This window comes from Paenibacillus sp. J31P13 (assembly GCF_056269295.1).
Genome location: NZ_JBWDNR010000010.1, coordinates 84431 through 110172, shown reverse-complemented (window position 1 = coordinate 110172; position 25742 = coordinate 84431). Strand labels below are relative to the sequence as shown.

Genomic DNA, 25742 nt, shown 5'->3' with positions numbered 1-25742 from the left:
TCTATAGGGTGTGAGTCCCGAATGGTGAAGGCAAATAATGAAATTTAAGCACTTAAAGTTTTTGGTGAGAAGCTATTTTTAGAACGAGTCGAACGGTTCGTAAAAAATGGCAAGAATCAATAGGCAGGAATTTTCTTGTCCTTGCGGCAGTGGTAGACAGATTAAGCATTGTTACACTGACAATGAATAAAAATACTATAATTTCTTTATTCTCACTCTATTTTATGGTTGTGTAAATGACCATCCGTGGTAGAGCGCATCACTGGCAGCGATGAGGTCAGGGGTTCAGTCCGCGCGGACGTAATGAAGTGAGTGGTCATTAAAGTTAATACATCTAATGTAGGAGCATGTTTTACGGCCTACATAGCGAAGTATAATTATCGATCTTAAGAAGAAGATAACCGGCAGGAACAAGTTCTCCAGAATTGAGATCGTTGCTCATATTATTTTACCAAGCTGCCAGCTGATTGTTTTTCTTTCCACATCATTGTAATGACAAGACCAATAAGCATAATGACGGCGGCAAAGAGATACGGATAGTTGATGTTTACATCAAATAATATGCCGCCTAACGCGGGCCCGACGATATTGCCCAAGCTTGTATAGGTTGAGTTCATCCCAGCGATAAATCCTTGTTCTTTTTCGGCAGTCTTTGATAAATAGGTCGTTAATGCTGGCCGCAGCAAGTCAAATGCGAGAAAGATGAAGCAAGTTACTAGCAAAATAGCTAAATAGTTGGAGATCATGGTGGATACTACCGCAAAAAATACGCCAGCAATTAAGCATATCTGGATGAGTTTCTTTTCACCAAGCGTATCTACCATTTTTCCAAACATAAAGACCTGAACTACAACCCCGAAGATTGCGCTAATTGTAATAATGGTTGCAATATCTTTTGGATTGAAACCAAATTTATGATCTGAAAACAGACTAAATACTGTTTCATATGCTGATAAACCAAAGGCTAGTACGAACACAATAATAAAGGCAATAATGTATTGTGGATGAAGCGATCGTTTAAGATCAGTTACAAAGCTGGTACCTTTTTTGAGTTGAGCGATTTCCAAAAGCTGTTGTTTGCTTAGCGGCTCTTTTAAAATAAATAGGGATGAAATACATGTTATTAGTGCGAAGCCTGCAGCAAAGTAGAATGGGGCACGCACACCCAGCTCAGCAATATAACCTCCGATACCTGGACCAATAATAAAACCGATACTAATGGCGGCAGAAATATAGCCCATCGCTTTTGGCCTTTCCTCTACAGAGGTAATATCTGCAACAAAGGCAGTTACGGCTGGCATAATAAATGCACCGCTAATGCCTCCTAGAATCCTAGATAAATAAAGAACGGATACATGTGTACCTAAGCCAAAGATCACCTCTGATACACTGAAGAGGAATAAGCCGATTATGATCATTTTCTTTCTGCCATAAGTGTCAATCCATCGTCCTGCAAGGGGGGACATGAGTAATTGTGCGAACGCAAAGGCCGCAATAAGATAACCCATCGTTTGGCCTGATAAATGCATAATATTCATAAAGGATGGCGTAACAGGGATGATAAGTCCGACTCCTAGAAAAACAATGAATATATTACTTAATAGAATGAGTAAAACTGTTTTTTGTTCTTTCAATGGTTTCTTCATGAAGCAATACCTCTCTCTGTAGAATCAAAGCTGTGAAATACCTCTCCAAAATACAGTCCATGAGGCATTTAATTTGTCATTTAAACGTTTTTCATTATTTCCATATGCGAGTTCTAACATGATCGAATCAACTACACCTAAGAAGGCAAGGGTAGGAATGGAGGCTTCATCTTCCAAAATGGCTTTGGCATCGATCCAATCCTGAAATTTGCTTTCGAGTACGCTTTGAATCTTATTTTCCGTATCGATTACTTCCTCATTAATCGCTGTTTCAAGATGAAGTGGCGGGAAAAAAGACATACGCAGCCAAAACTTCAACTGCTCGCTCTTCTGAAACAAATCAATGACCAATTGCAGATATCCAAATAAATCTGCTTTGGGATTTCGGGTATCCACTTTACTCAAATATTTTAGTTTTGATGAGATTTCTGCCTCTTTGGCATCTTGTAAAACTTGTAGAAATAGATCATCTTTCCCTTTGAAATGAGCATAGAGAGACTGTTTTTTCATACCGACATTCTCGGCAATTTGAGATAGAGAAGCTCCCTCATAACCATGAATTGTGAAAAATTTTAAAGCGGCGTCTTTAATCTCTTTACTTTTCAATAGAATCACCTCAACATTAACGAACGTTCGTCAGTTATTTTATCAAATTTAATTTATTTATACAATCTAAAATGATTAAGGAGATTGGAGGATGAGGGATAGACAAGCTTATGCGAGTAGAATTCATCTAGGATCCACCAATAAAAAAATCAACCACGTCCTATGGACGTGGTTTTCTGTTCAAATCTACATGTTCAATAAACTTCCTTCAAAAGCTCATAAACTTCATCTATTGTGAGGCCAAAGGATTTGTAATAGGAAGTATCAATAACCATTTGCTTCAGGATCATTTCATTGCGTTTTTGAAGCATCTCATCGGGTGAGAGATCAGCGACAAAACATCCTTTGCCGGTTACGGTATAAATCAAACCATGTCGTTCGAGTTCTTCCCACGCTTTTTTGACGGTAATGATACTAACACGAAGCTCCGCAGCAGCTAATCGTATGGGTGGTAAACTATACCCATTTTCTAGTTCGCCCTTAAGAATTTGTACGCTGATTTGTTCAAAAAGCTGCTGATAAATGGGTTTATCAGATGTGTTCGAAATAGCTATATTCATTATATTTCCACTTTCTCAAACCGTTTGTTGGCAATATAATAAGCGATTATCGTAAAAATCGCAAATATCACGATGCCCGTGATCAGGATGGATAGTTGAATGGCCAAATTGTCAGCACCAGTTCCTTTGAGAAGATCAAACACGAATGTATTTTGTATGCCGAGCCATTCTGCGCCCCCGGCAAACAGCATAGCAGCTGCATTGGCAACAAACGCTGCCGCGCCGTATTTATACGCCGTCTTGTAATACATGGTGATAAGAATAATGTTGAAAATCGCCAGCATGATAAAACAGAGTCCCCAGAAACCAAAGGAGGGTGCGAAGAAAAAGTACTTCAGATTCGGATACAAACGCAGCGTTATCACGCCATAGATCATGGCAACAACAATATGCATGAGCTCTAGGATTACAATAACGGACACCCTTGCTTTTACAATGTCTTTTTTTGTTACAGGCATCATACTTGAAAATATTAAATCGTTCTGCGTTTTATATCCTGCAAACATATTCGGTATCGTAATAAAACAAAAGTAAAGGATGACAAGGAAATATAACCATCCGGGAATTAGCATTAAGGCGCCTGTCAAAAAAGGCATGATATAAAAGAAAGGACTTACGCCTAACTTTAATTCTTTCATTAATAAGTTATACATACATATCCTCCTTTTTTGAGCAGTAGATCATAATCTCCTCAAGATTCGGTACGGATGATTTTATATCTGATGATGGATCAAAGTCATTTGTATGGATCAAGCCTGTAAAGCCAAAAGAATTTGTCTTGTAGGCGATTAGTTGGTTTTTGACCATATCCAATTCCTCTTTCTTACCATTCAACAAGCGATACGTATCGATAAATTCTTCCTTTTCCGCACTGTTGATAATTTGTCCGTTATGGATATAGGTAATATAATCTGCACATTTTTCCAAATCGGATGTGATATGAGTTGAAAATAGGATGCTGATCTCGCCATCTTGCACCAGCTCCTGAAAAATATCCAGCAGATTGTCTCTGGCAACCGGATCAAGTCCGCTTGTTGGTTCATCTAGAATAAGCAGCTTTGCGCCGTGTGATAAGGCAAGGGCTAAGCTGTATTTTACTTTCATGCCGGTTGATAATTCAGCTATTTTTTTGTCTTCAATCAAGTTGAATTTTTTCAAATACTTGTGATAGGTTTCATCATCCCAATTCGAATAGAACCTTTTGATCACATTCGTTAACGTTTTGATTTTGCTGCGCGTATAAAAGTTGATGTCTCCAAATGCAAAGCCAATCTCTTGTTTCAATTCAACTTCATGCTCGGCCATGTTCTTGCCTAAAATATGAATCTCGCCGCTATCCATACGTGTCAAATTCAAAATGGATTTGATGGTGGTTGTTTTTCCCGCACCATTGGCTCCGATAAACCCCATAATATAACCCTTTTCCAGTTGAAAAGATACGTTTCTTAAATGAAAATGCTCATATTTTTTATTTAAATTTTTGATATCTAATGCCAGCATATAGCTAACCTCCTTTTAAATTGTGTATATTGTGCATGCACAATATATCATCGTGGCAGTTCTAATGTCAATAACTTTTATTAAATCCATATTTACTCAAAAGATTGCTTCCTGAACGGACCCAAGGCTAACCATTAATTTTATGGCAGTGAAGCACCCAATGTCGGGAGAGCGCATCGCTGGAAATGATGAGGTGAGGGGACGATCCCCTTAGGCGCCACTAAATAAACAATATAAACCACGTCCAGAGGACGTGGTTTATATTGTTTATTATGATGGAAGCCCCGAAGGGCGCAGACCGCGCACACGAAGCGTTAGTTTGGAGCACGACATCTTAATTTCGGGCATCTCCGTCTCTCATTTGATTCGATCTGTACTTGTATACAATATCATGCCTCAAACTAATTCCGTTCAGCTTGTTGTATTCCACTTTTACTGCATTTTTTTTGGCGAAATTGTCCATGCATCAAAATATGCGCGGCCAAACCTGCAACAAGACCCCAGAATGCACCACCAACACCAAGTAATGTAACATTTGCAGCCGTTGCTAAAAAAGTAATCAGTGCTGTCTCACGTCCCTTGGGATCAGTTAAAGCGTTGGCAAGGCTGCCGCCAATGGTTCCAAGTAATGCCAATCCCGCTAACGTCGCGATGAAGGTGGCTGGAAGAATCAGAAACAGAGCAGCTAGCGTCACACCAAATATGCCGACAACAATGTATAAAATACCACAGGCTATTCCAGCAATGTATCGTTTATTTGAATCCTCGTGCGCGTCTTTACCTGTACAAATCGCCGCAGTAATGGCTGCTACATTAAAAGCATGCGAGCCGAATGGCGCTGCAAGGAGTGAGCCCAAACCCGTTACTGTCAATATCGAATTCGCGCTCGTTTTAAATCCATCATTTCGCAATACTAGCATTCCAGGCATATATTGCCCCGTCAAAGTGATAATAAATAAAGGCAATGCGACGCTCAATAAAGTATGTAAAGAAAACGCAGGAACGACAAATACCGGTGAAGCGATTGCCAATTTGATATTGCTGAAATCTACATTCTGTACACTAATCAAGTAAATAAGTCCGATTACTAAAATACCAACGATAGCATAGCGGGAAGTAAACCTTCTTAATATTACATAAGCAACAAACAGGACAATGACAAGCAAGGGGTCGAATTGCGCACCACCGAAGGCTGAAATACCAAACTGCAATAAAATACCTGCCAGCAAACCAGATGCAATGCCTGAAGGAATAAGCCGTACGAAACGCTCGATCATTCCCGACATCCCTAAAATAATAAATCCTAAAGCAGAGAAGATGTAGGCTCCAATAACATCAGCATAGGGGGTTACCGCTAATGCTGAAACGAGAAAAGCTACACCTGGTGTTGACCAAGCCGTAATAATGGGTTCACGGTATCGATAGCTTAGCCAAATTCCAGTTATCCCCACACCAACTGAAATCGACAATATCCAAGAAGCAGTCATTTCATGACTCAAACCCGCTGCTTTTGCTGCTTGAAATACGAGAATAAACGTTCCGCCATAGTTGACAATGACAGATATTAAAGCAGCAATAATGGGAGATATCAAATCACGACTGTGCAGCGAAGATGATGTTTTATTCATATGCATTCTCCTAATCGTTCTGATGCGCGTTTTCGTCCCAGAAGTACTCATCCGGTAAATACCGATGACCAAATACGCTTGTGCCTACTCTTATGATGGTTGCCCCTTCTTCGATGGCAACCTTGAAATCCCCTGACATGCCCATCGAGAGAATATCCATTGTTACCCGTGGAAACTTCCTCTCCTTGATATGAACTTGAATTTTTTTTAATAATTGGAAGCAATGCCGAGTCTCATTGTTTGTAGCATTCAGTTTTCCAATAGTCATCAAGCCTTTAACATTTAACGTTTCAAACTGAGACAATTGTTCAACCAACTCTAGTGCAGCCTCCGGCGAAATACCGAATTTACTATCTTCGAATGATGTATTGACTTGCACCAAAATATTCATAGTCTTGTTTTCCTTGAGGAGCTGCTGATGCAAGGCTTTTCCCAACCTCAAACGGTCCACAGAATGAATGAGCGTGACATATTTTACAACGTCCTTCACTTTGTTGGTTTGCAGATGTCCGATAAAATGCCACTCTACTTGGTTGTACTGTTGCATAAGTGGGAATTTTTCGCGAAGTTCTTGAGCTTTATTTTCGCCGAATAATACCTCACCCGCTTGTATGGCAATTTGCAATTTTTCAAGCTGCACCGTTTTTGTCGCTAACAACAGTTTTACGTCTTCTTTCTTGCGTCCTGAGTTCTGGCAAGCTAATTCCATCTGATGCCTTACGGATCTAAGATTTTTTTCAACTAATTGATCCATGTTCGCTCTGCCTCCTTTCTGATTCTCAACTACAATTGTTTCAGTTTTTTTGAAACCTTCTTATAATGGTTTTTGTTTTAACATGAATAAACTGATTTTCATTGTTTGTGCATTTTTTCTTACTCGATCGGATACTCTATCGCTGTTTTATGATGGGGGTCAACTTAATTATTTTCGTAAGTATATCAGTCATTGGACTGAGTTGGTACATCCAAAACTTAATAATCAAGCAGTCCATAATTTTCTTAAAAGCCCATTCCAATAAGCTCCTTGACTATCATTGGAGTAAGGAATAGATTATATATCTTAATATATGGAAGAAGAATAGTCGGCAAAGCGTTGTTCTTGTTTGAGTTCGATTCACATACCGATGTATTTATAGCTCTATCCTACTAGCATCGCTAGCTCATTGGTTACTAACCAATTTCGATACATATTGTTGACATTAATTACAATTAAAGTTATTCTAATTGAAGAAAATGTTTGTTGGTACTAACTATAAACTTTGGATTCTATTCAAAAAGATGATGATATGGAGTATAAGATGACCTCGGATAATAAAAGCAAGCTGATGCTGGCAGCAATCGATTTAATGGCTGAGAAAGGCTACAAAGGTGTATCAACCAAGGAGATAGCTGCAGCGGCAGGAGTCAGCGAGATGACCCTGTTCCGCAATTTTGGAAGCAAGCAAAACCTGCTCGACAAAGCAGTCGATCATTATCATTATTCGATTGAAATGACTAAGATTTTTCAAGAGAAAGTAATTTGGGATTTGAGAGCGGACCTGCTCACGATAAGCCAAATGTATCATGAGATAATGGATCGAAATCGTAAATTATTCCTCATTGTCTTGAGTGATAACGAACTGGTTGAGATTCGTGAGAGGGCGCAGAAGCATCCGCGGAAACTATTGGAGCTATTGACGAATTATTTCATAGACATGGAGCGCAAAAACAAACTGATTTCAACTGATGCGGAGACGCAGGCGATTACCTTTATGTGGATGAATTATGGGGCTTTCATATCACAGCTATTTGGTGCGTCATCAATTACTAAGGTGACCGTGCAAAATTTTATGGAGTCGAGCATCGAATTGTTTGTTAGGGCTCTGACCCCCTGATTTTTTCATGATTAAGTTAGTGAGTGCTAACAAACATTCTTGGGAGGTATTGCAATGAACAATAAGCAGTATTCCGAATCAGGCAAGATTATTGGTCAGACGGCATCAGCGGGCTAACAACTTGGGGTTCGGAGAACGATTCCGATTTCACCAGAAGAGGCTTGGGGGTTTCTAATCTCTTCCGAAGGGCTAAAATTATGGCTCGGTAATATATCATGCTTATATTTTAATGAGGGGGAGACCTTTACAACTCTAGAAGGTATTTCGGGTGAATTTAGGGTCGTAAAGCCGTTCCGACAACTCCGCTTAAAGTGGAGAAAGAACGAATGGCAGAAACCATCCACGCTGCAAATCCGGTTGCTATCTGATAAGCCTGACAGAACAACAATCAGTTTCCATCAAGAGAATCTGGACCATCCGAATACGCGCGAACAAATGAAGCTTCATTGGGAAGATGTTCTTATGGCAATCAGGTATAAAACAAGTTATTCCGTAAAAGATGAAAAGGAGATGAATACATATGAATAAGTTCAGTCATATCGATCTTCGAGTGAACCAATTAGATAGCGTGCTGCCTTTTTATGAAAAGCTTCTGCCTGAGTTGGGATTTACCCGCACCTTTCACAGCGCAAATTGGAGGGTGTTTGCCGCCGAAGGAGAACTGCCTAGTGCAGCTTATTTTGCGATTACGGAAGAGCAGGAGCATAAGCCAAATCACAATTTGATTGGATTCTGGGCGAATGATCGGGCTGAAGTCGAACATATTGCGAAGTTGGTCAAGGAAATTGGTGGCACCATAAACGACGGACCCCGGTTATTCCCGATTAGTCCAACCTATTATGCCGTCTATTTTGAAGATCCTTGCGGAAATAAGTATGAAATAGTTCACCGATTAAATTAGTTATTGTCCAGTTTGTTATGGGCAGTGAAACTAATCAAGGCGGGAGAGTGCATCGCTAGCAGTGAAGTGTTAATATCCGTAATGACAGGCTGTAAAAAGGTAGGCTGATGGGGAATCTTACAAGGAATTCAGTCCGCGCGGACGGAATGAATGATTAGAATTCAATGAAATGCATCGCATGGAGCAGCACGGCGTCTGGATCTACCGCTAAAAGTCCTAGTCGAGTATGCTTCGTCAGCCATTAGATCAAAGCTTCATACATCCCTAGATGGATAGGTGAGTTTAGTGAGATCAATCCCCCTAGGCTCAACCAAAATAGTAATTCAAACCACTTTCTAGTGAAGTCACCCCAAGGGTGCAGTTCATTCGGATGTGGTTTTTTATTGTGCTGACGGTGCTTGGTGACAGGGATAGCTTATACACATGAAGTGACAGCGTTGGAGCAAACAACCATGCCTCCTACCTCGTCACTGATTTAATACGCTTTAGTTAATCGGTTACGGACAGTAGAGTCGCTATTTTTGCATTTGTATCAGATTGTGCGCCTTTTCGGACATGAGATCCGTTATACCCTATAATTTTGAGTTAGGTTCGCTTAATCTGACTAAATAACGCATTCTGTGTCCGTTAGTGTCATTAATCCGCTTGAATATAGGAAATAACGGATTCTATGTCCACTAAGTTTTTCACTTTGGTTTTTGTTACCCGACGTTTTGGATTTTTTTTGTGACAATCGAAGATTATGGTTGCAGGTCAGTTGTTCATTGCTTGTGAACGTAAAGGTATGTTGTTCACCTACAGTTCTTCCAATCGATGTGTCTCACCATGTAGATACCATTTCATCCAAACATAATCTTCGTTTAATTACGAATAAGTAGCTGATCTATGATCTCTCTTACAGGTACACCTGCTAATCTCAATTTAATGGCACTCATCTTCAACTCAACATGGTAACTCACTCTTGTTCCCACGTAAAAACGCCTCCAAGTTGTAAAATTGTTTTCCAATAGCCGTATTTTCAGCTTAAAGGTCTTTATTTCGGACTCATATTTTGGAGTCAGTTCCATAGGTTAACCACCTGGCTCTATATGTTGTACAAACTTCATTCCAGAGAAGCTGCTGATTACCCTATTTTTTGAATTTTTATTTCAAAAAAATTATAGTTATATGACATAAAACTACAAACTTCTGTGGTATTATTATGTAAAATTACGTAATGACTGCTTTTTGAGGAGAGAGATAAATAGGATTAACAATAGGCAGTCCATAAGAACAGCAGGGGGGATGTAATGAAACGATCTACTCTTATCCAAGCTCTTGCTCCTAAGCGAGAGGTATCCCAATCGTCGCCACTCATTCGGCAGGCTCTCTTTTGGCAGTTGTTCGCTAACTATTTCCTGCTTATTCTCATTCCGGTTATTGTGGCTAGTGTGCTCGCCTATGTTCTAGTCGTTCGGATTATTGAAGAAGATGCTGAGCGCTTTAATAATGTTATTATGAATCGCTTCGCTGAGCGAACAGATACAGAACTACAATCATTAAAGAACAATATGATCAATATGTTAAGCGCTTCCAATATACGGAGCGTACTTCGAATGCCTGTTGATTTGTCTTCTGATCATATGCAACGTATCGAGTTGCTTCATTCCCTTCGAGAACAGTTGCAGCAACTAGAATCCAATAAGCTGGTGGGGAAAGCCTATTTTTATTTTGTAAATGAAGACTTGGTTATAGATGCTGATACGTTCACGAATAAATCGTATTACTTTAGCTCTAAGAATGCGCTAGGGCCCAGCTGGAGTAAAGACATTGATACGACCCTAACGGGTAAGAAAATGATGAATTTCATGGAGAATTCCACCTCTCTTACGGCGATGATTAGCTATCCCTTTAACACGTTAACGCCAGAGGTCTATCTGCTCGTCGACATTAAAGCTGATAAGCTCAACGAGCAAATTTATATTTCGGAGGATTGGGTTAAAGGTACGGCTATTGTAGATGAGTATGGAAGGTTAATCGCTCATATGGGTCTGTCGATGGAGGATCAAGAGCTGCTGCAGGATCGAATTGCTAAGGTTGGACTGACCTCACAGTTTACAATATCTAAAGAGACGGGGCTGCTATTGGATCAATCTAGTTTCGATAATTCTTGGCATTATATTAGTATGACTGATCTAGGTACGGTAATGAAGCCGATCTACTGGACGCGTGGCATTAGTTTGATTTTCTCTATCTTTTTTCTATTGGTGGGAGGAATTGTTTCCTACTATTTAAGCAGGCGTCTGTATTTACCGATTAGAGAAATTAAGGATGGACTGGAGTCGCATCATCCATACCATGATCAGCCTCTGGATGCAGGTAATGAGTTTGATGTGATTAAGCGATACTCTCAGCGTATTATGACGGAGAATAAAGAGCTGTTTCACCGTGTAAATGGGATGCTGCCAATTATACAGGAGCAATTCGTTGCGAAAATATTGCAAGGACAGTATCGAGACGCGCTATCCATCGAGTATTATGCAAAGGAAATTGCATTCAGCTATAGTTGCAACATGGCTAGAACGGTGGTAAGTATTGCACTACATTATAATCCATCGGAATACCAGCTTCTATCAGAGTCCAAACGAATATTTATTCTGACAGAGCTGAAGGAAAGCCTCTATAAGCTGGATCCTATTGTGGCATGGTTATGCCAGACGAAGCCGGATATGTTGGTTTGTGTTCTCCAGCAGGATACGTCGATGAATCAGAATACGGAGCAGCTTGCAGTAAGAATGAAAGAGTTATTACTGCTTTATGGGAATTACTTTAAAGCAACAATTGGGATAGGTATAGCTGTGGAAAGCATAGAGCAACTTTCCTTATCCTATGATCATGCGTTAAACGTTCTAAAGGAACGTAAATTAGATTCCACAGTGGAAATATGCAAAAATCTCAATTCCTGTGAGCAGCAGGTGGACTCCTTTTTATCGATTCAAGAGGTACAACGGATTTTGAACCAATACAAAACCAGAGAGTATGACAAGCTGCTTGCATTCATGCTCGATCTGTTGGAAGAAGGCAAGCGAAGAGAGCTGACAGCTTTGCAGATGAAGTATTTATGTACGGATGTGTTGAATACGTGGATTCGAGCTGTAGAGTCGGAGCATCACGATCCTAATGTTCCTTATTATGCCGGCCTATTCGAGCAGATTAGTTTTTGTATGACCTGGGAAGAATTGAAGCTATGCTTCCAGCACATTCATAGTTTCCTCTTCCGTGTGACCGAGACGAGTAATCGCAGTCAGCAATTCGTAGAGATTGTTCATTATATTCAGGAGCATTATAACGAGGAATTGTCGATCGAATATTTTGCAGGCAAGATGAACATGTCTAGCGGGCATTTCAGCCGTATATTCAAAGAAGAGATCGGGGAGAAGTATGTTGATTATATTGCGAAGTGTCGGCTCACGAAGGCAAAGCATTTTTTACTTGAAACGGATATGAAGATTGATGAGATTGCAGAGCAGGTAGGTTATTGGGGAAGGAATTCCTTGATTCGGGCTTTCCACCGCTACGAGGGTATTACTCCTGCAAAGTATCGTACGATTCACCAGTAGGGAGCAAAGGGACTTCATTATTTTCTGAAGTCTCTTTTTTTACAATATGTACGGGAAAAAACTAGTAAAACAGGGGGATGTAAGGAAAGCGACTCTTAGAAAAAATAGGTGCTTTACGCTCCTAAGGACACTTCGTATAGTGAAGACAACTCAATAATTGTAAGGGTTTTCATTTGGAGGTGGAGGAATGGCGAGACTGCTACGAATTAGTCATGTATTGAAGAAGCATAAAGCGTTATACCTACTGATGCTGCCTGGTATTTTGTACTACTTAATATTCAAATATGCTCCGATGTACGGCATTATCATCGCCTTTCAGGACTATTCAATCGGTCGAGGGATTTTAGGCAGCAAGTTCGTGGGACTCAAGCATTTTATTGAGTTTTTCTATGTTACTCCCGACGCCTGGAAGCTAATTCGCAATACGATGATGCTGAATATTTATGACCTTGTCTTTCACTTTCCAGCGCCAATCCTATTGGCTATTTTATTCCATGAATTAAAGGGGAAATGGTTTAAACGCTTTGTACAAAACATTAGTTACTTGCCCCATTTCCTTTCAACGGTCGTTATTGCTGGTATTCTTGTCACTTTCCTCTCTCCGACGACAGGGGTAGTGAATCATTTTCTCGTACAAATACTCGGTATGGAGCCCATTATGTTTCTAGGCATACCAGAGTGGTTCCGAACGGTATATGTCGGCTCTGAAATGTGGCAGAAGGTAGGCTGGGGTACGATTCTATATTTGGCAGCTATTTCTGGCATCGATCCGATGCTCTATGAGGCAGCTAAGATGGATGGTGCAAGCAGATTACAGCAGATGCGGCATATTACCTTTATTGGTATGGTGCCGATTATGATTATTTTGTTTGTACTAACCCTAGGACACTTCATGGAAGCGAGCTTTGAGAAAATATTGCTCATCTACAATACGATGAACTATGAAACATCGGATGTCATTAATACCTTTGTCTATAGACGTGGTATTCTCGATGCTGATTTCAGCTTCGCGACAGCGGTTGGTCTTTTCCAATCTGTCATTGGCTTTATTCTAGTCGTTCTGGCTAATCGCATTGTACGTAAGCATTCAGAAACTAGCTTGTGGTAAAGGAGGAGCGCTATGAATAAGCAGGAGAGCTGGGGCTCGAAGCTGTTTGATGTCTGTAATATTTTATTTATGTTGGTTCTTATTGTAGTCATGATCTATCCCATTCTGTACGTATTCTCAGCCTCCATTAGTAATAATGCTTTGGTAGCGAGCGGGGCAGTGTTACTTTGGCCGAAGGATATTACCTTTATTGCATATGAGAAATTAATTTACAATCCTGATTTATGGATGAGTTACTGGAACACCATTCGATATGCTGTAGTCCATACGGTTCTTACACTCATTGTAACCTCTGCCATGGCTTATCCATTAGCCAAACGGTGGCTGCCAGGTAGAAGAATTATTTTGATGCTGGCCGCCTTTACGCTTCTCTTTAATGGCGGGATGATCCCAACCTTTATCATTGTGCAGAAGCTTGGGCTGCTTAACTCCATCTGGGCGATCGTGCTTCCTTCTCTTATTAGCACATGGTATTTGTTTATTATGCGAACGTTTTTCGAGGGATTGCCTGAGGAGCTAGAGGATGCAGCTGCAATAGATGGTTGTGGAACGATACAAATACTCATTCGAATTGTTCTGCCGTTATCCTTACCTGTTATGGCGACTATAGGGCTGTTCACAGCAGTTAACCAATGGAATGCTTTCTTCAATGCTCTAATCTATTTACAAGAGCGTGATATGTATCCACTTCAAATTATGCTGCGCAATATTTTAATTGCAGGAGCGAATGTGCAAGGAGAAGGGGATATGACTTATTTAGAAACGTTGAAATACGCCATGATTATTATTGCAACTTTACCTATTTTATGTGTCTATCCGTTCATTCAAAAATATTTTGTACAGGGTACGATGGTGGGCGGTATTAAGGGATAGCTATAGGCTTCATAAGAAGTCTATCTCTATATAGTAAGGCTGCTTTAGCATATAAAAGGAGGTTATGGTATGAAGCAAGCTCACATTAAAAGGCTGATCGTTATCGTATTGCTCGGTGTAATGATGATAGCAGGCTGTTCTAGCGGCAAAAGTACAACCTTAGGTCCAGACAGCCCGATTACCTTCTCATGGCTGGTATACGATCGAGTAGAAGGGAAGGTGCTGGATGATTGGGAAATCTTTAAAGAGATTGAGGCTAAGACGGGGGTAAAGGTTAAATTTCAAGTTGTAAGTCAGGATGGTTTGGACGAGAAAAGACAAATTATGATCGCGACAAACACAGCTACTGATTTTATTCAAATCAATACACAAGATGGTCGGGAGCATGGGCCAGATAAAGTATTTTTGAATTTAAAAGATTATTTAGATAAGGCGCCTAATTTGAAAGCATTCTATGACAATTATCCTGAAGCGAAGGCATTAGCAACAGGATCTGACGGCGGCTTGTATACCGTGCCAGTTCTAGAGGGCGATGCTGCGGGCAAAGGCTTTAACTTCATCTGGTATGCACGTAAGGATATTCTGGATAAGCATGGTATCAAGGCGCCAACAACGGTTGATGGCTTCTATGATTTCTTGAAAACATTGAAGGCTCAATATCCGGACTCCTATCCACTCATTTCGAACGGTATAGTGGGAGATACAGGTCTGTACACAACCTTTGGCAGAATATTTACGGGTATTCATGGGTTTTATAATATCGATCCGTTAACAGATAAATATGCATTCGCACCGAATCAACCAGGCTATCAGGAGATGCTGGTGTTCTTGAATAAATTGTATTCGGAGAAGCTGCTTGATCCAGAGTACTCTTTATTGACGCAGGCACAGTGGGAAGAGAGAATTTTGACGGGTAAATCAACGGTTACGTATTTCTGGAAAGCAGATTTAGAGTCCTTGGTTGCTAAAGCTCGTAATGCGGGTACAGCTGAATATGACCTGGATGCGATACCATTATTTGCAGCAGAAGGCATTAAAAACTATCAATATTCACGTCCTATTGTAGGCACGGTCGGCCGTGCAATTTCTGCAAAGGTAAAAGATAAAGATCGTGCTGTTCAATTTCTTGATTATCTGATCGGAGACGAAGGCTCTAATTATCTCAGCCTAGGCATTGAAGGCAAGACATATACGATGGAGGATGGCAAAGCGGTTTATAACCGTGACTTTGGGACATCGCCATTTGCTACGCTTCGTAAGGACTGGGGAGTATGGTATGACTTGATCACGCTCAATAATGCAAAATCTCGTGAAGTGTGGGAGCGTGGATTGAGTGAGAAGAGCTTAGCGATTAATGCGAGCTACGAGCAATATATTATTCCTTCTCCGAAGCAAATTGTTAAAACAGAGGAAGAACTTGAGCTTGAAAAATCGAAGCTTAACAACGTGAATAAATTTTTGGAACAGAAGATTACAGAGTTTGTAACAGGTAAAACACCTATTAACGATGAGACGTACAAACAGTTTGTTGATCAAGCGAAGAAGCTGGGCTCAGAAGAACTGCTCACTATGTATAACGAGGCATATACACGCACGTACAGCAAGTAACTTTGCTTGGGAGATGGAGGATGCAGGCAATGGAGGGATACAAAATTATCGATGCCGATGTTCATAACGAACAGGAGGATGCAGCGCTGCTCCCGTATTTGAAGGAGCCTTGGCGATCAAGGGTTGCTGCATCTGGCATTGGTTATGCGGGTTCAGGCTACTATTCACCGATCGGTGTCATGAAGAAGGACTCTATTCCCCCAGGCGGGGGAAGGGCTGGCTCTAATCCTGATTTTATGATTAAGCAGCTAATCGATGGGTATGATCTTGATTATGCGATTCTGACAGGAGTAGTCTATAACATCTCTACAACACATGATCCTGATTACGCTGCCGTGATCTGTTCTGCCTATAATGATTTCTTAATTGCGGAATGGCTTGGTAAGCATAAGGCGTTCAAAGGTGCAATGGTTGTCGCTACGCAGGACCCATTGCTTGCCGCACGCGAAATAGATAGAGTTGGCGGACATCCCGATATTGTAGAGGTGATGATCTCCAGCGCAGCTAGGGCTCCACTAGGACAGCGGTATTATCATCCGATCTATGAAGCGGCAGAACGCAATGGTCTTCCAATAGCCGTTCATCCGGGTGCAGAGGGTGGAGGGGGCTCAACAGCCCCTACATCTGCAGGCTATCCATCACGCTATATTGAATGGCATACATGCTTGTCCCAAACGTTCATGGCACATTTAGTCAGCCTTGTATGTGAGGGAGTATTCGTTAAGTTTCCAAATTTGAAGGTCGTTATGGTAGAGGGAGGCGTTGCGTGGCTTCCGGGTCTGATGTGGAGATTAGACAAAAACTACAAGGCGTTACGCTCTACTGTTCCTTGGCTAACGAAGCCGCCTAGTCAATATATTCGGGATCATTGTTATTTAACCACACAGCCGATTGAGGAGCCCGATAATCCTCAGCATCTTATTGATCTATTCAATATGATTGATGCTGAGAATATGCTTCTTTATTCAAGTGACTATCCGCATTGGGATTTTGATTCCCCAGCTCATATTTTACGCAAGCTCTCTCCAGAGGCTAGGCGCAAAATCTTTCGTGACAATGCATTACAGCTCTATAAATTGACGTAATTTTCGAATGGGGTGTAAGGGAGGATCATTATGGCAGTGCACTATGTGTTGAAGGAAGAGGATATTCCAGAGGGTGGGTTTTCCCTAGTACAGGTAGAAGGTCGTGAGATAGGCATCTATCATGTGAACGGTGAATATCATGCCATTCATAATTATTGTCCACATCAAGGGGCGCCGATGTGTGCGGGTCTTGTATCTGGAACGACGCTTCCCTCAGAGGTGTACAGTTATGAGTACGGGAAGGCTGGTCAAATTATTCGATGCCCATGGCATGGTTGGGAATTCGATTTGAAGACAGGTAAAGCATTGTTTAATGAGAAGGTTAGGGTTAGGAAGTATACGGTTGAGATTGAGGATGGTAAGATTGGAATTTTAATAGGTTCTAAGTAAATATCTTGGAGGCATTCTGTTCATAGAGTGCCTCTTTTTTTATGTATAAAAGAGGATGGTATGAAAATGGGATCAATCATCTGACCTGAAGAGTAATTTTTTTGTTATGGTAATTATTTTAGGCTAGGCTTCTATCGTGAATGATTATAACCATTATTATTGAATTGAGGACATACGTTCCGCTATTTCTCTGTTTTTGTCACTTTGAGTGTTTAAGCGGACAGGAGATCCGTTATTACCCAATAATCGAATGATTTTAGAGTCTTTTTGAGCAAATAACGGAACCTAAGTCCGTGAAGATGGAAAAAATGAGTTGGTTTCAATAAATAACGGCTTCTATGTCCGATAGATTAGGTATTGCGTATTATGATTGGTTTTCGTGTGATCATTACTCAAAATTCTACGCAATTCATGTGTCATTGTACTAGCCTTCCTATTAATACATAATGTGATCCCCATTCTTATTGCCGCAACATAAAATAAAAGCCGCTTCCATAACATTTAATCCTTGATCAGATGTTTATTGCATGGAGGGGGAGTATTTCACGATATTTAATAATGACAGCTCATACTGCTCTAGTTAACAGCCCTTTAGTTCCGATACTAGCAAAAGAGTACCATTAATATATTCTGCAGCTAAGCTTTATCAACAGATTCCTTTACCCAGTTACTTATCGAACCTTCATCCGCAAAAGATGTAGCTGATGTTTTTTCTTCCTTTGCTAGTACTCTCATAAATTAAGTTAATATTTCTTCTCGATTAATAGGTAAATTAGGTTGAAAAAAATACACTCGTATATCCCGTAATGCAGCACCCATTCTCATAAAGAATGAAAGCTGCATTCGATAAACGTTTGAGAATTTTTTGAAAAGTGAATGTACCTATGAGCAATTCCAATGATTTTCGAGTTTGAAGATATTTTAATTATCGAAAAAAAGGCGAAAAGAAATCGATCAAATATAGCCACGTTATCATCCTATTGGAGCATTTTCGCCGTATTTTGAATTCATGTCCGTTCTGTACATTTTTTCTGCATCTATAGGACTTTCTTTTGCCGTCAAATGATGCGGAATTACCCGGCAAACTTGAACCGGCCCACCGAACACAGCCGACCTATACTTTTCCACATGCTGCTTGGGCAAAGACCGTTTATAGTAGCCAGGTACATATTTATTAATCATTTCTTGAAGTACATATGTGGCTTCATCCAAATCTGTGATCGGCTCCGCTTGTCCAAATATCATTACGCTCATATAAGCCGTATCTGTTTTGGCGGGTACCGGATCTGTAATGGTTCCGTATTCCTCACATACCGTAAAACATACCTCTGGATTTTCACTCATGACCTGATTGCGTCTTCCATCTCCAGCCCCGTGAAAATAGAGCTTCCCCTCAATCCATACGTAATTAAGCGGTACAACATAGGGCAGGTTGCCATCAACTAAGCCAAGATACCCAATTCTTGCTTTGTGAAGGAAATTTTCGATTTTCTTTTGATCCTGACATTCCCTGATCTTGTAACGAACAGATTCCATTTCAAAATCGCCCCTTTTGCTTATAAAATATTCATCCTATTTCAATTTTTTTAAAATCGAAACTTATAAGGGATGCTGTAACGACATGATTGCAAATACCAGTGTTATTACGGTAGTATAGCAATGAATGGAGTGTGCTTACACATCCAAAGAATATAATTATAAGCAATCCATAATTAACGTGATATTCTGATATTCTGCACCTCGCATAGTTCCTATCGCACGTCGGGGCGATACGTGTTGGCAGTCAATCACATGTTAGAGCTTCTATTTGGAGGTGTGCACAATGTTGAAAGTAAATCGAAAAGATAGCAGACCGATCTGGATGCAATTGCTTGATCAAGCGATTCACAATATTAAAAGTGGAATTTGGTCCCCGGGAGAATTGCTGATTCCTTCCCGTGAACTCGCACAACAGATAGGTGTATCTCGCTCAACGATACAGATCGTTTATGAGGAGTTGCTAAGTCGAGGTTATACGGTTACATCTCGCCGAGGAGGAACGCGAGTTAGTAAATGGAACCAAGTCACTGGTTCAGTGAAGGAAATAACGACACATGGCCCCATCCCACCCTCACTTCCAACGTTGAACGCGGCGGTAGATCAATTACAAGACTGGTTCAGAGGCAAAGAACATCGAGAAGTGGATATAGATTTTAGTCCTCATGAACCCTATTTGGATGACCAATTTCAAAAGAACTGGCGACAATCGTTTCTTCATGCTTCCACTTCTATGGATCTATCAAGCTGGGCATATGGTAATCCCTACGGTTTTACACCATTACGGGAGCAAATTCAGCGTTATTTATCGCTAGAACGAGGTATCCATATCCAAACGAATCAGATTTTGTTAACCTCTGGAGCTCAGCACAGCATTGATTTAATAGCACAATCGCTTTTATCTGAGGGTGATACGGTTTCTGTAGAAGATCCCGGTTTTCCAGCTTCTTGGATGGCGATGAAATATCGCCGTATGAATGTGGTGCCGGTTCCCGTTGACGAGTATGGTCTTGTGGTCGAGCATATTCACCCGCAATCCAAACTGACCTTTGTGACTCCTTCGCACCAGTGCGCAGTTGGGGTTGTTATGTCAGAGCCGCGCAGGCAACAATTGCTGCATAAGGCTGTTGAAGAACAATCTTGGATCATTGAGGATGATTATGATAGTGAATTTCGATATCGTGGGGAGCCGCTTCCAACGCTGATTAGCCAGGCACCTAATAATACGTTATACCTCATGAGTTTTTCTAAAATGATTGCTCCAGGCATTCGTATTTCGGCTATCGTTGGATCTGTCGAGGCAATTACTCAGTTAGCAAAGGTACAGGAGCTGACATACCGTCATTTACCGATTATGGATCAGCTAACACTGACCCATTTCATGAAGAATGGGCATTTTATGCGTCATATGAGAAGAGTCAGAAATGTGTATCGACGAAGACATGAAGTCATGACAAAGGCTATTATGGCTAGTGGTTTAGGGGAGCGATTCACACTTAGTGGAGTGGAAACAGGATTACATATGTTACTTGAAGCTGAAGAGGCATACGACGAAGAAACCGTGACAAAGCTAGCCCTTCAAAATGGAATACGTGTGTACCCTCTTGGACCCTATTGTTTGAACAGTAAACGAAAGGGATGGGTGTTGGGGTTTGCAAAAGTAGATGAAGCATCGATTCAGCAGGGAATTCGTCGTCTTGCGGAGTTGATCTTATAGGAACATTCCTTTAAGCAAAATTCACTGAGCTTATTCGTTAAATCATTTGTTTAAAAAAGGTGTACCGCTTATCGATACGCAGTATTTGATCTATTCTAACTATTCAAATATTTTCAACTTTATTATATTAACATGATTGCTAGAACGTTGGACACATGCCTATAATGAATGTAATCAAATGAGGAACTCATACTAGAATGATAGAAAGGTTGCCTTGCGATCTTGCGATATTCGAGGTGCAACTGGATGATCGGTATGAATGAGGCAGAGGGGACTGTGGATAATGAAAAATGAGACAATAAATGAGGAAGTTGACAGCAAACAAACTACCATGACTGAGGAAGATTGGGCGGAGCTTATAAAGGCTGTGCGCCATAATGGCCTCGTAGCTTTAAAAATGTATTATGACGACGTAGAAGCACAAGTAATCAATGTTGAAGCTTATGGTCCGGTTTTTGTATTTCATGTAAAGGATGAGTCTGGCAGTGTGTATTCCTGTGGTTTCTTTCTGAACGAGTTAGTTGCTAGATTCCAGTCGAACGATGATCCAGCCATGTGGATGGCGTCTTTCTTCGTTGATCTTATGGAGACCGAGGGTGGTAAACCCCTCCCGCAAAGGGCGACAAATGAAGACGAGGCTAAAGCGATCATCGACAAGATACTCGTTCCACAATGTATAAAAGCGGTAAGCGAGGAGTTCGCTCCTGAACAGGTACACGCGGTTCTAGCCTGGAAAGAAGAACAAGGTCCTGTCTTTGAAGTCGGATTCCCAACGATCAAAGAAGGAAATAACGTATGTGCTGTTTCTTTGCATCTATTGTTATTACATCAGCAGCTGAACCGAGATCCTGGAGATTTGCTGATTCAAGGGTTATATGAAATTCGTAATGAAAATGACAAGAACTAAAATATACGAATAACTAAGAAGACTTTCACGCAACCTGATTGAGGTTGCGTTTTTTTATTTAGATTTGGAGCGTAAGCTTTTTTAAATGTTGAAGCGGGACATTCTACTATATAAAAATCCGAAAGAATACGGTTATTGCTGCTAAAATCAATAATTCGGCTTTAGTGGTTAATCAAAACCTAAATATCATATTGGTTTTAATAAGCTTATTCAGCGTTTGAATAAGACAGCCTGCTTGAAATATTTAAGATGAAATGGTGCGCTAAATTCTAGCATTGGAGCTCTTCTCTCCGTAACTTAGCGCATCATTTTTTTTAGCCTTTTTTAGTTTGCAAACGGATGACATTCCAAGATGCTTGCGCAAGAATACCTTTGACGCGCCCATTGTCTATTGTAGATTTGCCATCTTTATGTGGTACAACATTATTGGGGTTAGCTTTTGTATTAACGGCTTTAAGATCATTGTTTTGGAGAACAATATGCTCGATCAAGCTGACCTCATCAAAGCTGCGAATGTCGATGTCGAGTTCCATACTTTCTTCGAGATGGCGATTGACTGCAAAGATTGTAATATGACCTTGTTCTTCGTCGTAAACGCTAATAGATTCGAGGTAAGGAACATCTGTAAAATCCTTCGCATCATATTTTGGTGAAGAGATGACGGACTGAAGCACGGTGCCTCGACCATAAACAGAAGCATGAAGGAACGGATAATAAGTCGTTTGAAGACAAAGCGGCCCGCCTGTTTCAGTTGTAATTGGCGCGATGACGTTAATTAATTGTGCTAGGCAAGCCATTTTGACACGATCAGCATGCTTCAATAGAGTAATCAAGAAGCAGCCGACTGCCAATGCGTCTTCATGCGTATACACATCTTCAAATTCTGGCGGGGCAATCTGCCAGCGTTCATCCGCACGGCTGGATCCGATCGTATTCCACACATTCCATTCGTCTAGCGAAAGCATGAGCTTCTTCTTGCTTCGCTTCTTGGCTTTTACATAATCACAAATCGATGCAACGCTGACAATGAACTGATCCAGATCAAGAGAGGCGGCAAGGAAATTCGCGGTATCATTTCTATTGTTATTGTAATAAGAGTGCAGCGATAAATAATCAACCTGATCATAAGTAAGATCGAGCACGGTTGCTTCCCAGTCCGCAAAGGTACTCATGCCGCTGGTTGAACTTCCGCACGCGACTAGCTCGATAGAAGGGTCAACCCAGCGCATCGCTTTGGCGGATTCATTAGCAAGACGACCATATTCAACAGCCGTTTTGGCTCCGATTTGCCAAGGCCCATCCATCTCGTTGCCTAAACACCAGGTTTTGAAACGGTGTGGTTCCTTATAACCGTGCGAGATACGCAAATCACTCCAATAGGAGCCAGAAGGGTGATTGCAATATTCTACGAGATTTCTTGCTGCATCAATGCCGCGAGTTCCCAGATTAACAGCCATCATCACCTCAGAACCAACCAACTTTGCCCAATCCGCGAATTCATTAGTACCGATTTCATTTGTCTCAGTGGTCCACCATGCGAGCTCTAGTAGGCGCTTCCGATCCGCTTTAGGGCCAACACCATCCTCCCAATTGTAGCCCGATACAAAATTCCCTCCTGGATAACGAATGATAGGAACCTGTAGAGCACGAATGGCTTCGATGGCATCTTGCCGGAAACCATTTTCGTCAGCTGTCGGGTGGCCTGGTTCATAAATACCGCCATAAACAGCGCGTCCCAAGTGCTCGATAAAGGATCCGTAGAGACGGGGATCGACGGCGGAAATAGCGAAGTTTTTATCAATTAGCATAGTTGATTGAATAGACATAATTGTTTCCTCCTTGTTAAGGATTAATCAATGAACGAATCCTTATAATGTTGATTTCTTCTTTTATATGTACCATAATGATAATGCGGTTACAATCATATGTTTTAGAATTAACTAAATTGCATATCCTGAGGAGAAAATCATATGTACTTGAGTACGAATTCTACATCGCTGCAGGTGTACGAAGCATTGGCGAGCGATGTTCGTTTGAAGATTATAGATAAACTGTTCGTGAAAGAAATGCACATCAAAGAGCTGGCAGCCGAACTTTATCTCAGCAATGCGATAGTTAGCAGCCACGTTAACAAGCTCCAGCAAGCGGGAATTGTCGGGAGCCAGATGAAGCGGGTGAACGGAGGAACATACAAGTTTTGCTTCGTGAATACGGAATTTATGCAAATTAAGCTTTCTCCGGAAAGAAAAGCAACGAGCACCTTCGAAGAGGTGTCTATACCAGTTGGTCATTATACCGATTATGAGGTATGGCCAACTTGCGGGATTGCCACAACGGAGAAAATAATTGGTCATTATGATCATCCAGCCTATTTTATGGATCCAGAGAGGGTGAACGCGGGTATTCTTTGGTTTGCGAAAGGGTTTGTTGAGTATAAAGTGCCTAATTATTTATTCAAGGATCAAGTTCTGACTGAAATTGAAATCTCGATGGAAATTGGATCAGAAGCTCCTCAAGTAGATGAGAACTGGCCTTCCGACATCTGTTTTTCTCTCAATGATATGGAGCTAGGGGTTTGGACAAGTCCAGGTGATTTTGGTGAAATTAGAGGAAGGCTGACACCAGAGTGGTGGCATACGGACGTCAACCAATACGGGTTGCTGAAGGTTCTGCGAATTACCCAAAATGGTACATTTATAGACGGTCAGCGTATTTCGAATGTGAGCATCAGTGACTTGCAAGTAGACAATACGTATTGGACCTTCCGAATTCGTGCAGAGGATATGAGAAGGGGACGCGGCGGGTTAACGCTCTACGGCAAAGGTTTTGGAAATTATGATCAGGATATTGTGATTAGAAGCTTTTATGAATAGGATCTTTTATATTTGAATTAGAGACGAATCCCTTTTGGCAGCGGAAAGGTCATGCGCTTTATTAATCAGGGTGTACCATAAGATAAATTGGAATAGCTAAATTTTGAACCGCACCTCTAATTGATAGTTTTGTCGATTGGGGATGTGGTTCAAAACCATTTCTTAGTGAAGAGGTTTTTTAGTGTGTAGGTAGGGAGTAAGGAGTTGGATGCGGACGTACACTCGAAGAGAAGAGAAGAGAAGAGAAGAGAAGATATGAGAAGATATGAGATGATGCATGGTATCAAAATTTACCGCTAGGCTTTTTTGAGAGCTTCCTCTTTGAAAATAAAAAAGAAATTTCGTTCGCAACCATACCTCCGACCATGTGACTGATTTAATACGGTAGAGCTAATGGGTTGCGGACAGTAGAGTCGCTATTTTTTCATTTGAATCAGATTGAGCGCCTTTTCGGACATTAGATCCGTTATTAGCTATAATTTTAAGTTAATTAAGCTTAATCTGACTGAATAACGTATTCTGTGTCCGTTAGTATTATAAATACGCTTAAATACAGTAAATAACGGTTTGTATGTCCGCAATATCCTCAAAGACCTCAAGTTCTCAATGTCCCCAGTGTCCTCATGTCTTCAATGACCTCAAAAACCTCAAAGACCTCAATGACCTAAATGACCTAAATGACTGCATTAACCTCAACGACCTAAATGACCTAAATGACTGCATTAACCTCAACGACCTCAACGATTTCAATGACCTCACGACCTTAACGTCCTCATGTCCTCATGTCTTCAATGACCTCAATGGCCTCAAGACCTCAATGGCCTCAATGGCCTCAATGGCCTCAATGGCCTCAATGGCCTCAATGGCCTCAATGGCCTCAATGGCCTCAATGGCCTCAATGGCCTCAAGTCCTTAACGTCCTCAAAGTCCCAATGTCCTCAAGTCCTCAATGACCATAATGACCTCAACATCCTCAATCTCCTCAATCTCCTCAATCTCCTTGAGGTCCTTAAAGTCCTCAAACCTCAATGGCCTCAATGCTCTTAACTCAAGTCATCAATATACTTAGCTACCTCAGTGACCTTAACATCTTTTTTGTTTTCTGTTTTTGGTTATGATTCCCGACGTTTTGGAGTTTTTTGTTATAATCGAAGATTATGTGTGCGAGTCGGTTGTTCGTTGTTTGTGGCGCAGAGTATTTGAAACTTAACTAGCTCAGGAGAAATGCGACTTGCTGACTAAGACTCACTCTAAGTTGTATGATTTCATACTCAAATTCAAAGATAAAATCATACATGTCACTTGTTAATCCGTACATATACCTCAAAGGT

21 protein-coding genes are annotated in these 25742 nt (G+C 40.9%); 12 read left to right on the top strand and 9 right to left on the bottom strand.

All coding sequences use genetic code 11. The annotated features are described in order from the left end of the window. Window positions 1-443: 443 nt before the first annotated feature. The 7 genes from AC0YOD_RS24640 to AC0YOD_RS24610 form a co-directional block, all read right to left on the bottom strand. A complete protein-coding gene (locus AC0YOD_RS24640) occupies window positions 444-1646 on the bottom strand; it encodes an MFS transporter (RefSeq protein WP_475801986.1) in 1203 nt (400 codons plus the stop codon). A gap of 24 nt (window positions 1647-1670) precedes the next feature. After that, complete coding sequence (locus AC0YOD_RS24635) at window positions 1671-2261, bottom strand: TetR/AcrR family transcriptional regulator (RefSeq protein WP_475801985.1); 591 nt, start codon at window positions 2259-2261, stop codon at window positions 1671-1673. 185 nt (window positions 2262-2446) lie between these two features. Next, window positions 2447-2812 (bottom strand): GntR family transcriptional regulator, encoded by a 366-nt coding sequence (locus tag AC0YOD_RS24630; RefSeq protein WP_475801984.1) that lies wholly within the window; start codon window positions 2810-2812, stop codon window positions 2447-2449. Beyond that, window positions 2812-3465 (bottom strand): ABC-2 transporter permease, encoded by a 654-nt coding sequence (locus tag AC0YOD_RS24625; protein WP_475801983.1) that lies wholly within the window; start codon window positions 3463-3465, stop codon window positions 2812-2814. The genes AC0YOD_RS24630 and AC0YOD_RS24625 overlap by 1 nt, the downstream gene beginning before the upstream one ends. Continuing rightward, window positions 3458-4312 carry an ABC transporter ATP-binding protein gene (locus AC0YOD_RS24620; protein ID WP_475801982.1) on the bottom strand — a complete coding sequence of 285 codons (855 nt, stop codon included), beginning with the start codon at window positions 4310-4312 and terminating at the stop codon, window positions 3458-3460. The genes AC0YOD_RS24625 and AC0YOD_RS24620 overlap by 8 nt, the downstream gene beginning before the upstream one ends. Window positions 4313-4713: 401 nt before the next feature. After that, window positions 4714-5940 (bottom strand): benzoate/H(+) symporter BenE family transporter, encoded by a 1227-nt coding sequence (locus tag AC0YOD_RS24615; protein ID WP_475801981.1) that lies wholly within the window; start codon window positions 5938-5940, stop codon window positions 4714-4716. Window positions 5941-5950: 10 nt separating this feature from the next. Continuing rightward, on the bottom strand, window positions 5951-6694 hold the full coding sequence (locus AC0YOD_RS24610; protein WP_475801980.1) for a YggS family pyridoxal phosphate-dependent enzyme: 744 nt from the start codon (window positions 6692-6694) through the stop codon (window positions 5951-5953). A gap of 532 nt (window positions 6695-7226) precedes the next feature. Here AC0YOD_RS24610 and AC0YOD_RS24605 point away from each other — a divergent pair. The 9 genes from AC0YOD_RS24605 (at window position 7227) to AC0YOD_RS24565 (ending at window position 17378) form a co-directional block, all read left to right on the top strand. Then, window positions 7227-7814, top strand: a complete 588-nt coding sequence (locus AC0YOD_RS24605) for a TetR/AcrR family transcriptional regulator (protein ID WP_475802036.1) — start codon at window positions 7227-7229, stop codon at window positions 7812-7814. Between the two features lie 138 nt (window positions 7815-7952). After that, window positions 7953-8342, top strand: a complete 390-nt coding sequence (locus tag AC0YOD_RS24600; RefSeq protein WP_475802035.1) for an SRPBCC domain-containing protein — start codon at window positions 7953-7955, stop codon at window positions 8340-8342. Then, window positions 8335-8715, top strand: coding sequence for a VOC family protein (locus AC0YOD_RS24595; RefSeq protein ID WP_475801979.1), 381 nt, complete (start codon window positions 8335-8337; stop codon window positions 8713-8715). Before AC0YOD_RS24600 ends, AC0YOD_RS24595 begins: the two co-directional genes overlap by 8 nt. Before the next feature lie 1289 nt (window positions 8716-10004). Next, complete coding sequence (locus tag AC0YOD_RS24590) at window positions 10005-12314, top strand: helix-turn-helix domain-containing protein (RefSeq protein ID WP_475801978.1); 2310 nt, start codon at window positions 10005-10007, stop codon at window positions 12312-12314. 187 nt (window positions 12315-12501) lie between these two features. After that, window positions 12502-13422, top strand: a complete 921-nt coding sequence (locus tag AC0YOD_RS24585; RefSeq protein ID WP_475801977.1) for an ABC transporter permease — start codon at window positions 12502-12504, stop codon at window positions 13420-13422. A gap of 12 nt (window positions 13423-13434) precedes the next feature. After that, window positions 13435-14295, top strand: coding sequence for a carbohydrate ABC transporter permease (locus AC0YOD_RS24580; protein ID WP_475801976.1), 861 nt, complete (start codon window positions 13435-13437; stop codon window positions 14293-14295). A 69-nt stretch (window positions 14296-14364) separates the two neighbouring features. Next, a complete protein-coding gene (locus AC0YOD_RS24575; RefSeq protein ID WP_475801975.1) occupies window positions 14365-15903 on the top strand; it encodes an extracellular solute-binding protein in 1539 nt (512 codons plus the stop codon). Between the two features lie 29 nt (window positions 15904-15932). Then, on the top strand, window positions 15933-16988 hold the full coding sequence (locus tag AC0YOD_RS24570) for an amidohydrolase family protein (RefSeq protein ID WP_475801974.1): 1056 nt from the start codon (window positions 15933-15935) through the stop codon (window positions 16986-16988). Window positions 16989-17018: 30 nt separating this feature from the next. Further along, window positions 17019-17378 carry a Rieske (2Fe-2S) protein gene (locus tag AC0YOD_RS24565; RefSeq protein ID WP_475801973.1) on the top strand — a complete coding sequence of 120 codons (360 nt, stop codon included), beginning with the start codon at window positions 17019-17021 and terminating at the stop codon, window positions 17376-17378. A gap of 972 nt (window positions 17379-18350) precedes the next feature. On the opposite strand, the gene AC0YOD_RS24560 is transcribed toward AC0YOD_RS24565, so the two are convergent. Next, the gene (locus tag AC0YOD_RS24560) at window positions 18351-18914 is read right to left on the bottom strand and encodes a pyridoxamine 5'-phosphate oxidase family protein (RefSeq protein WP_475801972.1); all 564 of its coding nucleotides are present in this window, start codon (window positions 18912-18914) and stop codon (window positions 18351-18353) included. Between the two features lie 286 nt (window positions 18915-19200). Here AC0YOD_RS24560 and pdxR point away from each other — a divergent pair, with 286 nt between their 5' ends. Then, a complete protein-coding gene (gene pdxR, locus AC0YOD_RS24555; RefSeq protein WP_475801971.1) occupies window positions 19201-20631 on the top strand; it encodes a MocR-like pyridoxine biosynthesis transcription factor PdxR in 1431 nt (476 codons plus the stop codon). A 283-nt stretch (window positions 20632-20914) separates the two neighbouring features. Continuing rightward, window positions 20915-21538 carry a hypothetical protein gene (locus AC0YOD_RS24550; RefSeq protein ID WP_475801970.1) on the top strand — a complete coding sequence of 208 codons (624 nt, stop codon included), beginning with the start codon at window positions 20915-20917 and terminating at the stop codon, window positions 21536-21538. Window positions 21539-21852: 314 nt separating this feature from the next. On the opposite strand, the gene arfA is transcribed toward AC0YOD_RS24550, so the two are convergent. Next, the gene (gene arfA, locus AC0YOD_RS24545) at window positions 21853-23364 is read right to left on the bottom strand and encodes an arabinosylfuranosidase ArfA (protein WP_475801969.1); all 1512 of its coding nucleotides are present in this window, start codon (window positions 23362-23364) and stop codon (window positions 21853-21855) included. 144 nt (window positions 23365-23508) lie between these two features. Here arfA and AC0YOD_RS24540 point away from each other — a divergent pair, with 144 nt between their 5' ends. After that, the gene (locus AC0YOD_RS24540) at window positions 23509-24411 is read left to right on the top strand and encodes an ArsR/SmtB family transcription factor (protein ID WP_475801968.1); all 903 of its coding nucleotides are present in this window, start codon (window positions 23509-23511) and stop codon (window positions 24409-24411) included. Window positions 24412-25742: the final 1331 nt, after the last annotated feature.